This window comes from Pseudomonas sp. NFPP24 (assembly GCF_900112095.1).
GTDB lineage: Bacteria > Pseudomonadota > Gammaproteobacteria > Pseudomonadales > Pseudomonadaceae > Aquipseudomonas > Aquipseudomonas extremorientalis.
In genome coordinates this window covers 218436-238525 of the sequence record NZ_FOKD01000001.1, presented here as the reverse complement: position 1 = coordinate 238525, position 20090 = coordinate 218436, and the positions used below count along the sequence as shown (strand labels likewise).

The window sequence follows — 20090 nt, the reverse complement described above, 5'->3', positions numbered from 1 at the left end:
AACAAGAATGCTGACGATCTACTCGGACGATCACCACCTGCACCACGGCCGCTGCGAATTGATGGACGGGCAACTGATGCCCTGCTTCGAAATGCCCTCGCGGGCCGACCATGTGCTGCAGCGGGTCAAGGACCGCGAATTGGGGCCAGTGCAGGCGCCATACGACTTTGGCCTGGCGCCTTTGCAGCGCATTCACAACCGCGACTACCTGGATTTCTTCAAAGGCGCCTGGGCGCGCTGGACCGAATACGGCGAGGACGGCGATCTGCTGCCCTACACCTGGCCCGCGCGCACCCTGCGCCGCGTGCTGCCCACCAGCCTGCACGGCCAATTGGGCTATTACAGTTTCGACGGCGGCGCGCCGATTACCGCCGGGACCTGGCAGGCGGCCTACTCGGCGGCGCAAGTGGCGCTCACCGCACAACAGGCGATCCAGGGCGGCGCCCACAGTGCGTTCGCGTTGTGCCGCCCACCGGGGCATCACGCCGCCAGCGACTTGATGGGCGGTTATTGCTACCTGAACAACGCCGCGATTGCCGCCCAGGCGTTTCTCGACCAGGGCCACCGCAAGGTCGCGATCCTCGATGTGGACTACCACCACGGCAACGGCACCCAGTCGATTTTCTACGACCGCCGCGATGTGCTGTTTACCTCGATCCACGGTCACCCGGAGGCCGAGTTTCCGTTTTTCCTGGGCTATGCCGATGAGAGGGGCGAAGGTGCCGGCGAAGGCTTCAACTTCAACTACCCGTTGCCCGCCGGCTCCGGCTGGGACACCTGGAGCGCAGCACTGGAGCAGGCCTGCCGGGAGATCGAACACTACGGCGCCGACATCCTCGTGGTCTCACTGGGCGTGGACACCTTCAAGGATGACCCGATCTCCCAGTTCAAGCTCGACAGCCCGGACTACCTGGCCATGGGCGCGCGCATCGCACGCCTGGGCAAGCCGACGCTGTTCGTGATGGAAGGCGGTTACGCGGTGGAAGAAATCGGCATCAACGCCGTCAATGTGCTCGAAGGTTTTGAGGGGGCCGCCCAATGAATATGCTCAAGTCGCTTATGCTCTGCGCCGCCGTGCTGAGCAGCACCGCACACGCCGAAGAAAAAACCCTGAAGGTCTATAACTGGTTCGACTACATCACGCCCAAGGCGCTGGAGGACTTCAAGGCGCAGAACCCGAAGATCAAGCTGGTCTACGACATCTTCGACACCAACGAAGCACTGGAGGCCAAGCTGCTCACCGGCAACTCCGGCTATGACGTGGTGGTGCCCTCCAACGTGTTCCTCGCCAAGCAGATCGAAGCCGGCGTGTTCCAGCCCCTGGACCGCAGCCAATTGCCCAACTGGAACCACCTCGACCCCAAGCTGATGAAGCTGATCGAGGCCAATGACCCCGGCAATAAATTCGCCGTGCCCTACATGTACGGCACCATCCTGATCGGCTTCAACCCGGCCAAGGTCAAGGCTGCGCTCGGCGACAACGCTGCGGTGGACAGCTGGGACCTGATTTTCAAGGAAGAGAACATCAGCAAGCTCAAGCAATGCGGCGTGGCCCTGCTCGACTCGCCTTCGGAGATCCTGCCGTTGGCCCTGCAGCACCTGGGCCTGGACCCCAACAGCAGCAACCCCAAGGACTACGTCAAGGCCGAGGCGCTGTTGATGAAGATCCGCCCGTACATCACCTATTTCCATTCGTCCAAGTACATGGCCGATATCGCCAACGGTGACATCTGCGTGGCCGTGGGTTATTCGGGCAGCTTCTCCCAGGCGGCCAACCGCGCCAAGGAGGCCAGGAACGGCGTAGTGGTGGATATGCGCCTGCCCAAGGAGGGCGCGCCGATCTGGTTCGACATGCTCGCCATTCCCAAGGGTGCGCAGAACCCACAGGACGCCTACACCTTTATCAACTACTTGCTGCAACCCCAGGTGATCGCACCTGTCAGCGACTTTGTCGGCTACCCCAACCCGAACAAGGATGCGACCGAACAGGTCGACCCGGCGATCCGCAACAACCCCAACCTGTACCCCACCGAGGCGGCGATGGCGGGGCTCTATACCCTGAAACCCCTGGGCCGTGATGCCGAACGTGCCAGGACCCGCGCCTGGACCAAGATCAAGTCCGGCACCTGATTGCCATAGATAAACACCGCCTTCCTGACGGCATGCTTCCTAGCATGGCAACACCCGGGGCTCAGCCTCGGGCGTCGCCCACCCATGCCTGTCAGGTCCCTTATGACATCAACCACAGCATCGCCTGCTTCGTCGTCAGCCTCCCGCTTCTACTCCACAGCCACTTTGATCACTCAGTTATCTGCCGGCCCTGCCTTTCGCGAGGTGGCGGCCGCATTGCTGCGACGCGAGCTCAAAATAAACTATCCCCATCTGGATATAGACCCCAATGTCACCGTGGTCGGTACGCCCGTCTGGGACATCGTCGGCGATAAGATCATCGCCAAGCCCCCTCGGTATCAGGCACTGTCCGACGTGCTGGCCAAACAGGCAGTACTCGGTGTACCGACGCTGTATGTCGAAGGGGAACACTTTCTCACCCAACTGCCTATCGCTGAACCGCCGGTGCACCTGCCCGTGCGCATTGAAGACATCGCCAACACTATCAATTTGCTGGCACCGGTGATGATCATCGGGTTTCAGGAACAACAGGCCGATTACTGGAACTTGTCCAACGGCAATGCCGTCCCCCACTGGCATCAACTCTCCAGCGCCCTTCGCAGCTTCTGGAATGTGGACAAGGTGGAGGGCTGGACCCATGAAGACTGTGTCATGGCGCGCAGCCTGTACGTTGAACCGGACCCGGATCTGCGCAAGCGCAACGACCCTTATGCATCCCGGGCCTGCCTGGTGGATATCTTCCTGATCGACGACGCTGGCAAGGCCACCCACCTCAATGACAGCTTGATCGCGGTACTGGTCGGTAAACAGAACGGCCAGGAAGTTTTACTTACATACGCGCCGGGGCACGGCTATGACAAATTCAATTCCACCGAGGCACTGGGCAATGCCCTGGAGAATTATCTGCCGGACCGCGCCCTGGGCAAGAAAATCGATTGGCGCCTGTTCGAACCCAGCGGCAACTTTTTCGACCAACAAGCCTGCATCTTGATCTCCATTCAGATCGACGCCATCGGTGCACTGCACTTTACGGACACGATGCAAAGCCTGCCGGGGCCAATCACGGCACCTGCCGCCAAGGCTGTCAGCCAAAAGACACCCGGCCTGGACTGGTACAGGGAAGCCTTGCCGGAATGGCTCATCAAGGCCTCCAGTTCGGACCAGGATGCCTATGGCCGCCACCTGAAGGATCTGGCGGCGCTGCATAGCCTGAACGAAGGCCAGGCTTACGATGACGGCATTGCGCCGATCGAGCAGTACGCGCTCGAAGCGCTGAAACTGCAGATGAGCAAAGATCACGCAGAGGCCAGGGACCTGGCTTTGGAAAAGTTCGACATCGTGATCCAGAGTCCCGTCATCTGGGGCACCTTCACCGTGCCTGGACAAACCGTGACCACCACCTTCAGCCTGGCGCAACTGGCCCTGCAAAACCTGATCGCCCTGCCCCTGGGCAACAAAACCCTGCGCAGAAGCAATGGCGGCGCAATACCCAAGTGGCTCACTGTCAGCTACCTGGAAACCTTGATTACCGGCATTGATGTCGGCAACGCCTACCCCGCGCTGATCAAAAGCAAACTGCTGGATGACCCGACGGAATCGTGGCGACGCGAGCAGCTCTACACCAGCCATCTTCGCATTCAACTGCCGCTGCTGGCGCTGCACTGCAAACTCAACCGGATCGGCGGCATCGACGAACGGGGTTATCGCTATGTGAACGCCGTGATGCAAGACAACGCGACCGATCACAAAGTCGAAGGCAATACGATCGTCATCCGGCCGCTGGCCTTTGTAAGTCGGAACACCAGCGGCAAGCCGGACACGGTTGCGAACATGTTCGTGATCGGGCCCTCCCATATGCAGGCCGGGCCCTGCCTGCTCTACCGCCCCTTGCTCGAGGACCCCTTGAGCCAATACCCCTCGCCGGCCAATCTGATCTACGCGATCCAGCAATCCCCGAGCCTGCGCGAATCGGTGCTGGCCTGGCTGCCGGACAACGTGCGCACGGATTACGCCCGGTACGTGTTCCCAAGCTCCGTGCCGTCACCCTGGTCGGTGGTGGATTTCCTGGTGGACCCTGCCAAGGTGCTGAGCCTGAGCGGTCCGTTGCGGTTGGGCGAGGAAACCCTCGATGGCGACCGGCTAGCCGCCCTGTTCAAAGCCAATGCCAATGCGTTGGTCACGTTGGCCGACAGGCAGTCGGTCTCCAATGCCGATGCACGCTGGGCCACTTTCGAGCGCACCGGCTGGCTGATCTTCAACGCCGCTTTGCCGTTCCTGGGGCGCACGGCCGGCGTTGCGGCGTGGATCTGGCAAGTCATGGATCAACTGCAAGAAGTCGTCGACGCCGAGGAGGACCCCCTGCACCGGTTACGCTGGAATGCCATCACCGACTTGCTGCTCAACCTGGGCATGGCGATCACGTTGCACCGGGTAACTCGCCGCACCGAGGCGTTGCCTCCCCCTGCGAAGCGGCCGCTGATAGAGCCAACACTACCCGAAGAAAAACCATCGACCACCATTCGCAAGATCGCAGACGTCAATACCTCTGAAACCCCCGCAGACCGCTCCCAGCCGTTGCACACCAGCGGTGCATCCCACCGCAACCCTTCGCAACTGGGCGCGTTCCTGGACACCTACAAGGTCGAGAAACCCAGCAACCTGGGCGAACCGATCAGCGAGCAAGGCCCCAGCCAACACCTTTACAAGGTCGCGGACAAATATTTCGCCCCCGTGGGAAACCGCTGGTTCCAGGTGATCATTGATGAAAGCGACTATGTCGTGATTGTCGATGGGAAACAGCTGTCGCGCCTGGGCCCCTTGTTGATCGCCAACCGCCAAGGCAACTGGTTCGTCGATACCCGCCTGCGCTTGCGCGGCGGCGGGCCTACGTTGAAAGCCAGAAGGGCCAAGGCCTTGGCGCAAGAGCGCGCGAAACACTTGCGCACCCAGTTGAGCGAATTCGAAAAAACCAAAAAAGATGCACAGGCCGAGCTGCAAAAAGCCCACGCAGACATGACCAACGGGGCCGCCGAAACGGCCGATTCACGTCGGCAACGCTATCTGCAGACCCTGGTCGATCAACGCGAAAACTATGAATCGGCCCTGCAGCAACTCAAGCAGTTGAATATCTTCGCGCCCTCATCGGACTACGCGTCCAAGGCCATCACCTACCTCAAGGCACAGATCGAATTCACCCGCGCGGGTATTCGCGAGGCCCTCACCCGCTTTGCCCCCATGATGCGCAGGGTGCTGGACCAACTTCAGAATCCAACCGATGAACGCCCCTTCGATGACGCACGCGAGATGATGGGCCTGACCCAGGACATGCTTGAGCGCCTGGACTACATGAACACGCGCTTCGACGAACTCCGGCTGTTGTCCAGGGAAGGCGTCACCTTGATCCGAGACACCAAGGGCACCTTGCCGCATTATCCTCGCGAATACCTCAAGGCCCTGCAGATCACCCTCGCCCGCCACTTGTGCCTGTCGCAAAACACACTGAGCACCGCCCCGCAGGCCTGGTCGACCATCGATGCGATTGTCGACGCCGCCGATATCGTCGTCCAATGCCTGAACGACACCTTGCAGGAGCGCAGTGAGTCGCGCCTTGATGAACGTATCGACACCTTGGGCAGCCTGGTCGGTCAGTTCCAGATGCTTGACGAACGCTTGAGTGATTTTGCCGAACGCTTTACCGAACATGTACAGACGGACCCGGTCAGGCAGCTGCACACGCACATCAGCGAGTTCAGCCAGCAGGCTTCACAGAATCTGGCACTGCTGATCGTCGAGAGAGATGCGTTCAGGTTGCGCCCCGCCCCGGCGCCCGTGAGGCCGCGCCCCCTGACCAAGTTCATCCGTACCCGCTACGATGGCATCCGCATCGGCGAAGCGCGGCTGTCGTCGGCCGGGCAGGAGACCGACCTGGTGGATATCCGCTCCCCGACTACAAACAGGATCATCGCCACTTATCACCAGAAAAGCCCGGGGGTCTGGGTCGAAAGGCTGCCCACCTCTAAAAAACCGATGCCCACGCTCAGCACGTCCGTCGCCGTCAGCGAAGGCCAGGCCCTGCTGGACACACTGCCCGACTTCCATCGTCGTACCGAATTGCGTGCCAACCAGGAGGCACGTACACCAACGGGCATCGAATTTCTTTATCACCAGCAAGCCCAGCGCCTGGAACAGGCTGTCGAAGCCATTGACCGCGCCTTGACCCAAAGCAACATCACCGACGACGACACGCTCTCGGCCAGCACTGTCAACAAGGCGCTGACAGCAGCCATCGCCGAGCTGTACAACCGCAGTCGCAATCACGTGCGCAGGCTTTACAAGAAGTTGCCGCCGACCACCCAGAGTGTCGAGTGGCTGCTGGAGCATGATGAAATAACAATCCGGAAAACGGTCTCTCGACGCAGGCTCAAGGGCCCTCGCCCGGACTTTCTCGATGAATACAGCATCACCGAGCGCAGCTCTGGCAGCCCGCTGTGGTATGCGCACTTTCGCTACAGTGCCTCCTGGACACCGGCAAAAAACTACATCGCCGCGCGGTTGAAAACCGTGGCCGAACAACGCCAGGGCCGGACCGCTGACACCACCACAGGCCTGAGCGAAACCCAGCGCATCGACTTCTACCTCAGCGAAATCAGCCTGGAGCAAGCCCGCCGGCTGTTTTTCGAGAAGCGCAGAACCTGAACCGCCCGGGTCGACCGTTAATTAACTACCATCCGCGACCTTCCTTCTGTCATTACCGTGCGCATTCGCCCGGGTCAACGACAGAAGGAGCCGAAAATGCCCACCCACGCGCACACCAACAACAACCACAACCTGAACGGGCGCCCCACCAACGCCTACGAACTGCTCACCCAACTGACCACCGGACCGTCCACCCGGGAAGTGGCGTCCGATATCTTGCGGTCGGCTCTGCGCGAGCAGTATCCGAGGCTTAACATCGACCCGGATTTGACGATGGTCGTCACGCCACGCTGGCGGGTACTCAAATCGGGCATCGTGCCCGTGCGGCCCCACGTGGAGTCCCTCACCTCGGCGCTGGCACGCCAGGTGCTGGCCTCCAACCCGGTGACCTACATCGAAGGCGAGCACTTTCTCACGCTAAACCCGGAGTCACCGAGCGCCGTGCACCTGCCCGTGAAAATCGACGCCATTGCCCATTTGATCAATGAACTGGCCGGCCTGCTGTTCGTTGCGTCCCAGGAACATCAGCTTGACTACTGGAATGCGTCGAGCGGCAGCACATGGCCACGCTGGCAAATCTTTGCCTATACGTTGCGCAAAGCCTGGAACGTCAGCGTCCATGAGGATTGGGATGTCCTTGAGTGTGCTATGGCACGGGGCCTTTACCAGTTTCCGCGACGCGCCCAACGCGCCACCAGCGACCCCTATAACAGCCGTGCCTACCTGGTGGATACCAGCCTGTTACGCGATGGCCGCACCGTACATGTCGGCGTTCTGGACATGGCAGTGCTGGTCGGCGAGTACAACCAGCGCACAATGATCCTCGCTTACTCACTGGTCAGCGGTTACGAGCGCTTCGAATCCCTTGAGCAATTGGGCCAGGCGCTGCCGGCCAAGCTGATCCAACTGCAATCGGGAACTACCCTGCAGTGGCAGCTGTACGAGCCCGGCGACAATTTTTTCGACAGCCTGGCCTGTGCCCTGATCACCATGCAGATCGAAGCGATCGGCGAGGCGGAGTCATTGATGCCCGGCTCCATTACCCCGCCACCCGAGATGCCTGCCCCGCTCCTGCGGGTGTTCCCCGGTATCGAAAACCTGAGCGATCATGCGCTGTCCAACATCCGGCAGATACACCAGCAATTACCGGATTGGCTGACCGATGCCTCGGATCAGGACATCGCCTTTTACAGCCGCTACGTCATTGAATTGGCCCAGATCCATACGGCCAACCACGGCCGTTCGTTTCAGGACGATATCCCGCCCCTGCGCGACTACGCCCTGCAGCGACTGCAAGCGCACATCCGCACCCACAAAGAAGGCGCGGGCCTTGATCCTAGAAAAATCGAGGTGGTCATCGAGAGTCCGGTGATCTGGGGAACATTCGCCCTGCCCGGCCAGGTCGATGTCACCCGGCGCAACCTGATCGATCTGACGCTGGAAAACCTCACCGGCCTGCCGACAGGCCAAGCCACCGTGTTTTATGACGGCTCCCTGGCACCCGATTGGATGACGTTCAGCTACCTCAAGGACGTCATCGAAACACTCGACATCGGCGAGCACTACCCGGCACTGATCAAAAGTACATTGCTTGGCGATCCCATCAAGGCCAGGAACCGGGAGTTGCTGTACGCCAGTCATTTGCGGGTGCAACTGCCATTGTTGGCGCTGCACTTGAAGATCCAGCAACGGCAGGGCATTGACGAGTTGGGCTACCGCTACGTCGCCGCGGCGCTGCAAGTGCAGCGCCAGGAACAGGAGGTCGACGGGCAGCAGATCGTGATACGCCCACTGGCGTTTGTTCCGACCTTGCGCAAGGGCACTCAGCGCGACGAGGTCGCCAACATGTTCGTGATCGGCCCGCTCAACGCCGCCAGTGGCCCCTGCTTGTTGTACCGACCGCTGCTGGAGCCGGTGTTGACCCAGTTTCCGTCCAGGCAAAATCTGCTGGATGCCATCAAGCAGGATCGAGCGCTGCGCGAATCCGTACTTGCCTGGCTACCCGACGCCGTACGCTTCAACTACGAGCAATATGTGTTCCCCGATACCCTGCCGTCGCCGTGGGTCGTGGTGCGGGTGTGGGTTGAACCAGTGACGGCGGTGCATATGAGCGGGCCTATCGAACTGAGCGACGACAGCGTGGGCGGTGACGCGCTCGCAGCGCTGTTCCAGGCCAACGCCAGTGCCATGGTCACGCTGGCAGCCCGCCAGTCGGTTTCCAATACCCAGAAACGCTGGGCGACGTTTCGCCAGACCGGTTGGCGGATCTTCAACGCCACGCTGCCTTTCCTGGGCCCCACCGTGGGGGTTGCCGCCTGGATGTGGCAAATCATGGAAGACCTGGAACAGGTGCAGGAAAGTGTAGAGCCCTCAAGCGCCGCCGACGGCTGGAGCGCGCTTGTCGACCTGTGGTTCAACCTGGGCATGGCCCTGGCCTTGCATATAGGGATGCGCCATCCGGCCAAGGAGGCTGCGGCCAAGCCCTTCAAACCGGACCTTGAGCCACTACCCGAAAACCCCATCGACACCCTGCCCCATATCGTCCCCGAAACAACGGACCAACCGCTGCCCAAGCCCGCGCCCGTTGAAACCAGACAGTTGCAGGACCTGCCTGCCAGCGACCTCTACCCCCTGCATCAAAACACGTTGCACATCAGCGGCGCATTGAGCCGCGCACCTTCGAGCCTGGGAACCCGGCTGGACACCTTCAAGACCGAGAAACCCTCCACCTTGGGTGAGCAGAACAGAAAACCGGGGGCCTACCTGAACCTGTATCCCGATAAAGACCGGTGGTATGCACCGGTTGGTGAGCGTTGGTTCGAAGTCAACCTGGACGAAAATGATAACGTGGTCATCGTTGATCCCCTTGCGCCCGCGCGTACCGGCCCCTTGCTGGTAAGCAACCGCTCCGGGCAATGGTTTGTCGACACACGCCTGCGCCTGCGCGGGGGTGGCCTGCGTAATCGCCGGCGTACCGCTCAACAGCTGAAACCGTCACGCATCAGCGAGTTGAGGCAACACCTCAGCGAGTTCGATGCCAGGGAAAGCAGCGAGCAAGCGGCGCTTTCGGAGTCCCTCGCCGCCATCGGCTCGGAGCCGGGCCCCTCGACCGACTTGCGCCGCGAGGCGTATATCCGAGACGTCAACCGGCGGCTGGACGAATACGAAGAGCCCATCCGGCAGCTCCGGGCGTTGGGCATCATCGACACGGTTCCCCACTATCAGGTGGCGATGGCCGACTACTTGAACAAGCAGTTGTTGCTCACCCGGTCCGCGGTGGAGGAGCGCTTGCGGCCCTATCGAGACACCTTGAACAGCACCATTGCGCTCCTGGACGAAGACTCCGCCACCTTGCCGGAGGACAAAGCCCGCCTCGCCGAGGAAATGTCCACGTTGAACCTGGAAATGATCAGTCGCCTGGAATATGTCGACTCGCGTTTCAAAGAACTGGAGAAGCTGGGCGTCGCGGGTGCACAGGTGATCCAGATGTCGTCGAAGGCCTTGCCCAGCCTGAGCCTGCACGACCTCAAGGCCTTACAGATCATGGTCTCGCGCTACCTGTGCATCAAGCGCGGTAACGCCCCGGAGCAGCTGCAGGCTCGCACGCGCCTGAACACCATCGTGACGAACGCCGACCTCGCCGTACAAAGCTACCTCGATACCCAACAGCCTGAAGCCGACAGCCCCTTGCCCGAACGTATCGAAGCACTCGACAGCCTGGTGGACCAATTCACGATCACCGATCAACGCCTGCGTGATTTGCACACCGACGCCAGCCATCAGGTACTCAGGGAGCCTCTCAACGAGCTGCTCAAGCTTGTCGACCAATTCAACCAGCTGGCGGTTCGCGACCTGGCCGTGTTGATAAGGGAACGCAGGGCGCTGGAACCCAAGCCAGGCCCTTCTCGCGCTGCGCCGCCGGCACGCCGCAAAATCATCAAGACACGCTTTCACGGGGTGATCGTGGGCGAACCGCGCGAGGCGGACCCGACATTGGTGGATGTCATAGCACCATTGACCGGCAATGTGATCGCCACCTTCCACGAAAAGTCGCCGACCGTCTGGGTCAAGCACATCGAGGAACGCTCCCGCCCCTCAACCTCCCGACCCGTCAACCTGGACACCAGCCTCAAGGAGGGCCAGTCCCTTCTCGACGGCGTGCCCACCGTGCTCAAACGGCTCGAGAAGTCAGGCAAACTCTGGCGCCTGCCGCTGGATGTCGAAGGGCTGTACCACTTGGAAGTGCCGCCCCTGGAGCGGGCCATCGAGCACATCGAAGATGCACTCACCCAGCGCAACCTGACGGAAATCGACCACCCCCAGGCCGCAGAACTCAAGCGCAAGCTCAATGACGCGGTGCAGCAGTTCTATGCGCAAGGTAAAAGCACGCGTATCAGGATGATCAAGCAGCAGCCGCCTGTGGCCGATCGTGTGGAGTGGCTGTACAAGCAGGGCGAGATAACCGTGAGAAAAACCCTCACGCGCAAGCGCCTGAAACGCCGTAACGACTTTCTGGACGAATATGAAGTGCTCGATCACAAGACCCGTGCCGTGCTGTGGTACGCCCACTTTCACTATCCCTCGGCGCACGCAGAGGTGAGGGACTTTGTCGCTGGCCACTTCAAGACCGTGGAACAACAAAAACTTGGCGGGGCCGTTCAGTACACCAGGCTGAACGATAAGCAGCAGATTGAAATTGAGCGAGCCGCCATCGGCCCCTCACTGGCCGCAGAGATGTTTTTCAACACTTGATGCATCGTCAGTGAACACCCTGCCATACCGTACGCAGGCGCTCCAGGGCCTGCACGATGGCAGGTTCCGGCACGGCGGCGAACCCCAGCACCAGACCGGCGCGCTGGTCCGCAGGCGGGCTGGATTGCGCGAGCCAATAACTGCTCAAGCCATTGATTTCAACCTCTACGGCCCGCGCCAGGTCGAGCAGCTGTTGCTCGCGGGCGAGGCTGTCCACGCGCACGGTCAAATGCAGCCCTGCCGCGACACTGGGCAGTTCACCCACGCCGGCCAACCCGCTTGGCCAGCCCGCCAGCAAGGCATTGCGCCGGCTCAGCGCAGCACGGCGCATACGGCGGATATGCCGCTGGAAATGCCCGGCAGCCATGAACTCGGCCATCACCGCCTGGGTGCTGACTTCGGAGTGGCGCATGTCGACGGCACGGCGCCGGGCGAACGCATCCACCAGGCCCGCCGGCAAGACCAGGTAACCCAGGCGCAACGCGGGAAAGGCCACCTTGCCGAAGGTGCCGACATAGAGCACGCGCCCACTGCGATCCAGCGCGGCCAGGGGCGACAACGGTGCACCGCTGTAGCGGTACTCGCCGTCGTAGTCGTCCTCGATGATCCAACCGCCTGTGCGCTCGGCCCAGGCCAGCAGTTCCAGGCGGCGCGCCAGGCTCATCACCACACCCATCGGATACTGGTGGGAAGGCGTGACGTAAGCCACTCGACAATCCTCCAGGCTATTGAGCACCTGGCAATCAATACCCTCGCCATCCACCGGCACGCCGTGCAATTTGCCGCCCGCCAGGGCGAACGCATGCCCCGCCGCGCGATAGCCGGGGTTTTCCACCGCCACGCCGTCCCCTGGCTCCACCAGCAACTGTGCACAAAGGCTGATTGCCTGCTGCGCGCCACTGGTGATCACTATTTGTTCAGCCGTGCACTGCATGCCTCGTGAGCTGCGCAAGTAGGCGGCAATCAGGCCCCGCAGTCGGCCGTCGCCCGCGGGGTCGCCGTAGCACAGCAGCTCCAGGTCCGGCTTGCGCCAGAAGGCCCCGTTCAGCTTGGCCCAGACCTCGAACGGGAACAGATCGAAGGCTGGCACACCCACGCGAAATGCCCGTGGCGGGCCGGCTGGAGGCAGAGACAGGTGGTTGGTTTTTATCCGTGCCAAGCCCGCGCTGTGGATAACTTCACTGTCCAGGTCTTCCGGCAAATCCGTCCACTTTGTGGATAAGGCTGGGGATAAGCCTGTTGAAAACCCTGTGGATACTTTTGTGGATAGTTTTTTTGCGGTGGGCAATTGGGCGACATAGGTGCCATCGCCGACCCGACTTTCAATAAACCCTTCTGCATACAGCTGATCGTAGGCGCGTACCACGCTGTTGCGGGAAATCGACAACGCCGTCGCCAGGTCACGGGTGGCGGGAAGGCGCGTCCCGCTGACCAACCGACCGTCCAGCACCCGCTGGCGCAGGGCGTCATACAGCTGGCGCGTCAGGCCTTGGCGGCGATCCAGTTCAATACCAGTGGGGTTGAACGACAGTGGCGGCGAGACAGGCGACATATTGGACCTATGAAATGGGTGCCAGATGGCTCTTTCAACGAGCCATTAGCCTGCCTAGGATGCAGGCATTCGCCAAGGAATTTTTCCATGTACACACCTCGCGCCTTTGCCCTCGACGATTTGCCCGAATTGCAGCAACTGATCCAGCACACCCGCCTGGCGCAGTTGGTGACCTTTGGCGAGCAAGGCCTGCAAGCCAGTCACTTGCCCTTGCTGCTCAACCCGGATGAAGGCCCCAACGGCATGCTCTACGGGCACCTGGCCAAAGCCAATCCGCAGTGGAAAGACCTGCAGAACGGCAGCGAAGCGCTGGTGATCTTTGCCGGTGCCGAGGCCTACATCAGCCCGGCGTTCTACCCGGCCAAGGCCGAGCACGGCAAAGTCGTGCCTACCTGGAACTACATCGCCGTGCACGCTTATGGCAAAGCCGAGGTATTCAACGATGCCGAGCGCTTGCTCGCGGTGGTCACTGCGCTGACCGATCGCCATGAAGGCGGCCGCGCCCAGCCCTGGAAGGTCAGCGACGCTCCAGCCGATTACATCGACGGCATGCTCAAGGCCATCGTCGGCTTCGCCCTGCCGATCGAACGCCTGATCGGTAAACGCAAACTCAGCCAGAACCGCAGCGCGGCCGACATGGCCGGCGTTCGTGCTGGCCTGGCAACCAGCGCCGATGTGCGCGACCAGACCCTCGCCCGCTTTATTCCCCAAGGAGACCCAGAATGAGCCCGATCAATATCCGCCAGGTCACCGCCGCCGACCACGCTGCCTGGTTGCCGCTGTGGCAGGCGTACTTGAAGTTCTATGAAACCGAACTGCCGGACGCGGTCAGCCAAAGCACCTGGCAACGCTTGATCGACGCCAGCGAACCGACACACTCGGCCCTGGCCTGGCAGGACGGCAAAGCGGTGGGCATGGTCAACTTCATCTACCATCGCTCCAATTGGAGCATCGAGAATTCCTGCTACCTGCAGGACTTGCTGGTGGACCCGGCCCAACGTGGCACCGGCGTCGGTCGCAAGCTGATCGAGTTCGTCTACGCCACCGCCAAGGCCGATGGCTGCGCCAAGGTGCATTGGCTGACCCACGAAACCAATGCCACCGCGATCCAACTCTACGAACGCATCGCCGAACGCCCTGGGTTCATCCAATTTCGCAAAGGTCTTTAAGGAGCGCAGCATGACTACTTCCCTCGCCGACTGGAAAGGCGCACCGGCCCCTACCGTCACACTGCTTGAAGGACGCTTCATCCGCCTGGAAAAACTCGACCCGGCCCGCCATGGCGACGAATTGTTCCAGGCCCTCCAGGGCCCCGGTGCCGACCCCAAGCTGTGGGACTACTTGCCATACGGCCCCTTCCCGGAGCGCAGCGCCTTCAATGACTGGCTGAACAACCACGCGGCCCACAGCGACCCGTATTTCTTCTGCGTGATCGACCGCCAGACCGGCCAGGTACAGGGGCTTCTCAGCCTGATGTCCATCGTTCCCGCACAGGGCCGCATCGAAATCGGCCACGTCACCTTCGGTGCGCCCATGCAGCGCTCGCCGAAAAGCACCGAAGCGGTGTACTTGCTGGCCAAATACGCGTTCGAACAGGGCTACCGCCGCCTGGAATGGAAGTGCAACAACGCCAACGATCGCTCCAGATACGCGGCCGAGCGGTTGGGCTTCAGCTATGAAGGAGTGTTCCGCCAGCACATGGTGGTCAAGGGCAGGAACCGTGATACCGCGTGGTACTCGATCATCGATTCGCAGTGGCCCAAGGTTGGAGCGGGGTTTGAGAAGTGGTTATCGCAGGAGAATCAGCGCGGGGATGGGCAGGTGAAAACATTGGCGGAGTGTCGCGCCTGAATCGTCAAACCTGCGTTGATCCATGTGGGAGCCAGGCTCCCACACGGATCTTCAGTGCTAGCGCCATTACCTAGAGGCTTCTGCGAACCTTCACCACGCCCATCTTCAATCCGAATGGCCGGAAGACTGCATTCAGCGATTTCAGCGTCTGATTGCCTTCGCCATGCTCGATATGCACCAAAGTGCGCACGGAAATTTTGCACATCCTGGCAAACTGGCTTTGATGCAGGCCGGTGACTTCCGTACGCAAGCGGCGTACCGCTTCGGCGATTTCCAGCGTGCCCTCTGCCAAGGCATCCTGAATGCTTTCAATCAACAGGGTTCGTTCTTCGACTGTCAAGCTCATTTCAGTCCCCATTCTTTCAACCGCTGCGGCAGATGTTTCAACGCAATGCCGGGATGGTTCATTGTCACTGCAGGCAGGCCGCTGGCATTGAGTATGTCTGGCAGGGCTGAAAGCTGTTGCGCGGCCTCCCTCAGGTCTTCGAACAGCTTCTCGCTGTCGACAAGATCACCCAGCAAATGACATACACCCCGCCAATCCACATCGCCCGCCCGTTCAAGCTCCCTGGGCCATTTGGTCGTGCGCGTGATGCCTTCGTCGTCCATTACCATCGGCGCCAAATCGTAAATGGGTGCAAGACGCAGGGCGTTCACTTCGCGAATGATCGAGGTATTGCGACCATGGTTGTCCGAGTTGCCGAGGATTTTGTTCAAAAGATCGCGCTTGAGGTACTCAGAGACCAACGCCGGTACTTGATTGGACTGACCAGCCTCTCGCCACAATTCAACCAACAACGTGACAACCTCGCGATGCGCCATGGCGCTGCCAGGCACCGAGACACCCGCCAAAGAGTAGATTGACTCCACGGCATAGCGTTCAACCCCCTGCGCAGTGACGCGTCGATCAAAACGGTGCATCCACACACTGGGCTTGCTCGCCTCCTCCAGCGACAACCCCGACTTCGCCACAGTATCAATACCCAAGGTCTGCAAGGCTTTGTAGTAGTGGAATTCACTACGCAGAATGTCCTGATCTGTCTGCGTGCCTTTGTTGCGTGCAAATTTCACAAACCAATGCTGCTTGACCTGCTTGTCGTCCAGCACCGCATCCGGAAATAGCAACCCATCCTGGTTTTCTGTCAGCAGTAACTTTGGCGCCTCCCCGCCCGCGCCCGTGGCCCCACCGATGGCTGCGCCTTGCTCATAGGCATACTCAAGGAAACGGTTGTCCCGTCGGACAACCTCATCACGTTCAAACCCCATGGGGGTTCGATCGTCCAAAGCCTCAATCGATTCTTTGATTCGCATATGGCCAATGGGGGCAGGCGTACTGCGCATCAACAGAAAAAGGTCTGCACTGACGTCAGCCGGCTTATCCCCACCAATACGCGCCATCAGAAACCGTTTAGCGGCACCCGCCGGTGCGATGTCATGTACAAAAGCAGGAGCACTCTGGGCTCTCCCACCCTCCCATTGCAGTGGGAACCTGGCACTCACGGAGGTGGCGAAGGGCGTCGCCATTTCATCAAGGTGTTCCACCAGATAGCGCTGGTCATAACCAAAACTGCACCGACTTTCGAAACCCAGTTGCGGCGTATCGACTGTCAGGAGCATGGCGTCCTGCCATTTTCCTTCGGCGTAGATTTGTAATGTCAGACGGACCATGGCTCTCACCTGCAATTTAATGCATTCACCAGCTGAAAAAGCGAACTGAAATTGCAATATAGTGCAGATATGGAACCCATGCACCCCCTATGAACGCAATAAAATGCAGATTCAAAAAGCACCGACCAAAGTAGGATCAGTTTTTAATCGCGCATCACTAGAGACAACTCCCGCAAACCAGGGGTCGATGGCCTGACAGTTATCACCACACCATCTCGCTAAATTCCCGGCCTCATTCATCAGAGGTTGGGATTTCATGCCTTTTACACCGCACAGAGTTGCCCTTGTCATTGCCCTTGCACTCAGCACCGCCAGCCTTCAAACCGCACAGGCGCGGGGCGATATCGAATACAGGCCGTACTGGTATCAGCCCTACGATCCGCTGGATGACGACTGGTTCTACACACCCGAACCCAAAGCGCTGCCCCTGGACGGTTATCTCATCCGCAAGGCCACCTCGCACAACGGCTTGCAAGTGGCAAAAGTGCTGGAGCCCGCATTGATTCGTTTGCTGAAGTCCGGAGAGCTGACTTCCGAACAAATCAAAGCCCTGGATAAATTCGGGGAAGCGCTGGAGAAACAGCCCGGCGGGATCGGTGCAAGCCTTGAGCAATTGGCCGGCAGCCAGAACGCCAACCTCGCGGGTGCAACGCAAAACACCACACAACACATCGGCAGCCAATTGCTCTCGAACCTACGCACACTGCCCGCCGACGACGAGGGACACTTCTGGGTTCAAGGCCTGGGCCACGACGGCCGCCTCGACGAACAAGGCGGCAGCGCCGGCTTGAAATACAGCACCGAAGGCCTGCTGTTGGGCGCCGACTGGGCGCTGGATCACGCCTGGCGCGTGGGTGTCATGGGCGCAAAATCCACCAGCCACCTCGATACCCCGCGCTTCGCGTCCGAGTTGGACAGTTGGCACCTGGGCGGTTATGCCGTGCGCCAGGACGGCCCGTTGGCCCTACGCCTGGGCGCGATCTACAGCGACCATGCGGGGCAGAACAAACGTAACGTCAACCTGCTGGATTACAAGGAGCAACTCAGGGGCCAATACAACGCCCAGAGCCAGACCCTGTTTTCCGAACTGGGCTATCAACTGGGCAGCGCGGATCTCAGCGTGGAGCCCTTCGCCGGCCTCGGTTTCCAGCGCTACCACCGTGACGGCTTCAAGGAAACCGGTGGCCTGAGCGCGCTGAACGTTGGCGCACAAACCCAGCAGAACCTGAGCAGCACCGTGGGCCTTCGCCTGGCAACGGTGTATCGATTCGATAACCAGGTCAGCCTCACACCTCATCTCAGCACCGGCTGGAAACACCTCTACGGCGAGGTCGAAAGCCAGGTGCGCCAGTCCTACCGCGCATTGCCAGGGCGGGTTGACGGCTTCACGGTCCAGGGCACTTCGCTGGATCGCAATAGCCTGGATCTGCAAGCCGGGCTGGACCTGGCCCTGTCGACACAACACACCGTCGGCCTGACCTACAGCGCCCAGGCCGGTACCAACAGCCGTAACCAAGGCCTGATGGGACAATGGAAGATGAGCTTCTGACCCACCAAATTCCAGGCAAAAAAAAGGGGGCACCTGCCCCCCCGAGGATTAAGCGGTAGTGTCGAAGGCTGTTTTCAGCCTTCGATTTCAATCAGGATTTCGCCAGGGTTGACCCGGTCGCCCTTGGCCACATGAACGGCAGTCACCTTGCCGGCAATCGCGGCCTGTACTTCGGTTTCCATCTTCATGGCTTCGGTAATCAGCACGGCCTGGCCGGCCTTGACCACATCGCCTTCCTTGACCAGCACGTCGACGATATTACCCGGCATCGCCGTGCTGACATGGCCCGGCGCGGTAGCATGCTTGCGGTTGCTGCTGCCACCGCTGACGAACTCGTTGAGCGGCTCGAACACCACTTCTTCCGGCATGCCATCGATGGACAGGTAGAAGTGGCGCTTGCCCTCGGCCTTGACGCCGACACCAGTAATGTCCACGCGATAGCTTTCACCGTGCACGTCGATGACGAACTCAGTCGGGACGCCTTCGCCACCGGCACGCGCCACGCCGCCCGCTTCCGGGATCGGCAGCAGCACTTCCGGCGCCAGGGTGCCCGCGTCGCGTTCTTCGAGGAACTTGCGCCCGATGTCCGGGAACATCGCGTAGGTCAGCACGTCTTCTTCGGACTTGGCCAACGCGCCGATCTCACCACGCAGCTTGGTCATTTCCGGCTTGAGCAGGTCGGCCGGGCGTACGTCAATCACCTCTTCGCTGCCGATGGCCTGGCGCCGCAGTTTCTCGTTTACGGTGCCCGGCGCCTTGCCGTAGCCGCCTTGCAGGTAGAGCTTCACTTCGTTGGTGATGGTCTTGTAGCGCTCGCCGGCCAGCACGTTGAAGAACGCCTGGGTGCCGACGATCTGCGAGGTCGGGGTGACCAGCGGCGGGAAGCCGAGGTCTTCACGCACGCGCGGGATCTCGGCCAGCACTTCGCTCATGCGGCTGAGGGCGCCCTGCTCTTTCAACTGGTTGGCCAGGTTGGAAATCATCCCGCCCGGCACCTGGTTGACTTGCACACGGGTGTCGACAGCGGTGAATTCGCTTTCGAACTGGTGGTACTTCTTGCGCACGGCGTAGAAGTACAGGCCGATCTCTTGCAGCAGTTCCAGGCTCAGGCCGGTGTCGAACTCGCTGCCTTTAAGAGCGGCGACCATCGACTCGGTGCCCGGGTGGCTGGTGCCCCAGGCGAAGCTGGAGATGGCGGTGTCGATATGGTCCCCACCGTTTTCAATCGCCTTGAGTTGGCACATCGCGGCCAAACCTGCAGTGTCATGCGAGTGGATAAAGATCGGCAGGCTCTGCTCGGCCTTCAACGCCTTGACCAGCTCACCCGTGGCATACGGGGTCAACAGACCAGCCATGTCCTTGATCGCGATGGAGTCGCAACCCATGGATTCCAGTTGCTTGGCTTGGGCCACGAAGGCTTCGACGGTGTGCACCGGGCTGGTGGTGTAGGCGATGGTGCCCTGGGCATGCTTGCCGGCGGCCTTCACCGCTTCGATGGCGACGCGCAGGTTACGCACGTCGTTCATGGCGTCGAAAATGCGGAATACGTCGATGCCATTTACGGCGGCCTTGGCGACGAAGGCTTTGACCACGTCGTCGCTGTAGTGGCGGTAGCCCAGCAGGTTCTGGCCGCGCAGCAGCATTTGCAGGCGGGTGTTGGGCAATGCGGCGCGCAGTTTGCGCAGGCGCTCCCACGGGTCTTCCTTGAGGAAGCGCACGCAGGCGTCGAAGGTCGCGCCGCCCCAGACTTCCAGGGACCAGTAGCCGACTTTGTCGAGCTTGTCGCAGATCGGCAGCATGTCGTCGGTGCGCATGCGGGTCGCCAGCAACGATTGGTGGGCGTCGCGCAGGATGGTGTCGGTGACAAAGATTTTCTTGGACATTGTTGTATTC

General features: G+C 60.7%; 12 protein-coding genes. 8 read left to right on the top strand and 4 right to left on the bottom strand.

What is annotated here, in order from left to right; all coding sequences use genetic code 11:
• Positions 1-7: 7 nt before the first annotated feature.
• The 4 genes from BM026_RS01045 to BM026_RS01030 all read left to right on the top strand — a co-directional run bounded on the left by BM026_RS01045 (position 8) and on the right by BM026_RS01030 (position 11577).
• Positions 8-1042, top strand: a complete 1035-nt coding sequence (locus BM026_RS01045) for a histone deacetylase family protein (RefSeq protein WP_093514221.1) — start codon at positions 8-10, stop codon at positions 1040-1042.
• Positions 1039-2130, top strand: a complete 1092-nt coding sequence (locus tag BM026_RS01040; protein ID WP_092241597.1) for a polyamine ABC transporter substrate-binding protein — start codon at positions 1039-1041, stop codon at positions 2128-2130. The genes BM026_RS01045 and BM026_RS01040 overlap by 4 nt, the downstream gene beginning before the upstream one ends.
• Before the next feature lie 216 nt (positions 2131-2346).
• Complete coding sequence (locus tag BM026_RS01035; protein WP_371914401.1) at positions 2347-6825, top strand: hypothetical protein; 4479 nt, start codon at positions 2347-2349, stop codon at positions 6823-6825.
• A gap of 96 nt (positions 6826-6921) precedes the next feature.
• A complete protein-coding gene (locus tag BM026_RS01030; protein WP_093527143.1) occupies positions 6922-11577 on the top strand; it encodes a dermonecrotic toxin domain-containing protein in 4656 nt (1551 codons plus the stop codon).
• A 7-nt stretch (positions 11578-11584) separates the two neighbouring features.
• On the opposite strand, the gene BM026_RS01025 is transcribed toward BM026_RS01030, so the two are convergent.
• A complete protein-coding gene (locus BM026_RS01025) occupies positions 11585-13129 on the bottom strand; it encodes a MocR-like pyridoxine biosynthesis transcription factor PdxR (RefSeq protein WP_093527141.1) in 1545 nt (514 codons plus the stop codon).
• An 87-nt stretch (positions 13130-13216) separates the two neighbouring features.
• Here BM026_RS01025 and BM026_RS01020 point away from each other — a divergent pair, with 87 nt between their 5' ends.
• From BM026_RS01020 to BM026_RS01010, 3 genes are read left to right on the top strand one after another with little or no spacing between them, the layout of a single operon-like run.
• The gene (locus BM026_RS01020; RefSeq protein ID WP_093527139.1) at positions 13217-13855 is read left to right on the top strand and encodes an FMN-binding negative transcriptional regulator; all 639 of its coding nucleotides are present in this window, start codon (positions 13217-13219) and stop codon (positions 13853-13855) included.
• Positions 13852-14298: a GNAT family N-acetyltransferase gene (locus BM026_RS01015; RefSeq protein ID WP_093514226.1), complete on the top strand. Its 447-nt coding sequence runs from the start codon at positions 13852-13854 to the stop codon at positions 14296-14298. The genes BM026_RS01020 and BM026_RS01015 overlap by 4 nt, the downstream gene beginning before the upstream one ends.
• Positions 14299-14308: 10 nt before the next feature.
• A complete protein-coding gene (locus BM026_RS01010) occupies positions 14309-14980 on the top strand; it encodes a GNAT family N-acetyltransferase (protein ID WP_093527137.1) in 672 nt (223 codons plus the stop codon).
• 70 nt (positions 14981-15050) lie between these two features.
• Here BM026_RS01010 and BM026_RS01005 read toward each other — a convergent pair whose 3' ends face one another.
• Positions 15051-15326 carry a helix-turn-helix domain-containing protein gene (locus BM026_RS01005; RefSeq protein WP_092241585.1) on the bottom strand — a complete coding sequence of 92 codons (276 nt, stop codon included), beginning with the start codon at positions 15324-15326 and terminating at the stop codon, positions 15051-15053.
• The gene (locus tag BM026_RS01000; protein ID WP_093527135.1) at positions 15323-16648 is read right to left on the bottom strand and encodes a type II toxin-antitoxin system HipA family toxin; all 1326 of its coding nucleotides are present in this window, start codon (positions 16646-16648) and stop codon (positions 15323-15325) included. The genes BM026_RS01005 and BM026_RS01000 overlap by 4 nt, the downstream gene beginning before the upstream one ends.
• 256 nt (positions 16649-16904) lie before the next feature.
• Between BM026_RS01000 and BM026_RS00995 the strand changes: the two genes are divergently transcribed.
• A complete protein-coding gene (locus BM026_RS00995) occupies positions 16905-18197 on the top strand; it encodes an autotransporter outer membrane beta-barrel domain-containing protein (RefSeq protein ID WP_092241581.1) in 1293 nt (430 codons plus the stop codon).
• Between the two features lie 74 nt (positions 18198-18271).
• Here BM026_RS00995 and oadA read toward each other — a convergent pair whose 3' ends face one another.
• The gene (oadA, locus tag BM026_RS00990; protein WP_093527133.1) at positions 18272-20080 is read right to left on the bottom strand and encodes a sodium-extruding oxaloacetate decarboxylase subunit alpha; all 1809 of its coding nucleotides are present in this window, start codon (positions 20078-20080) and stop codon (positions 18272-18274) included.
• Positions 20081-20090 lie beyond the last annotated feature (10 nt).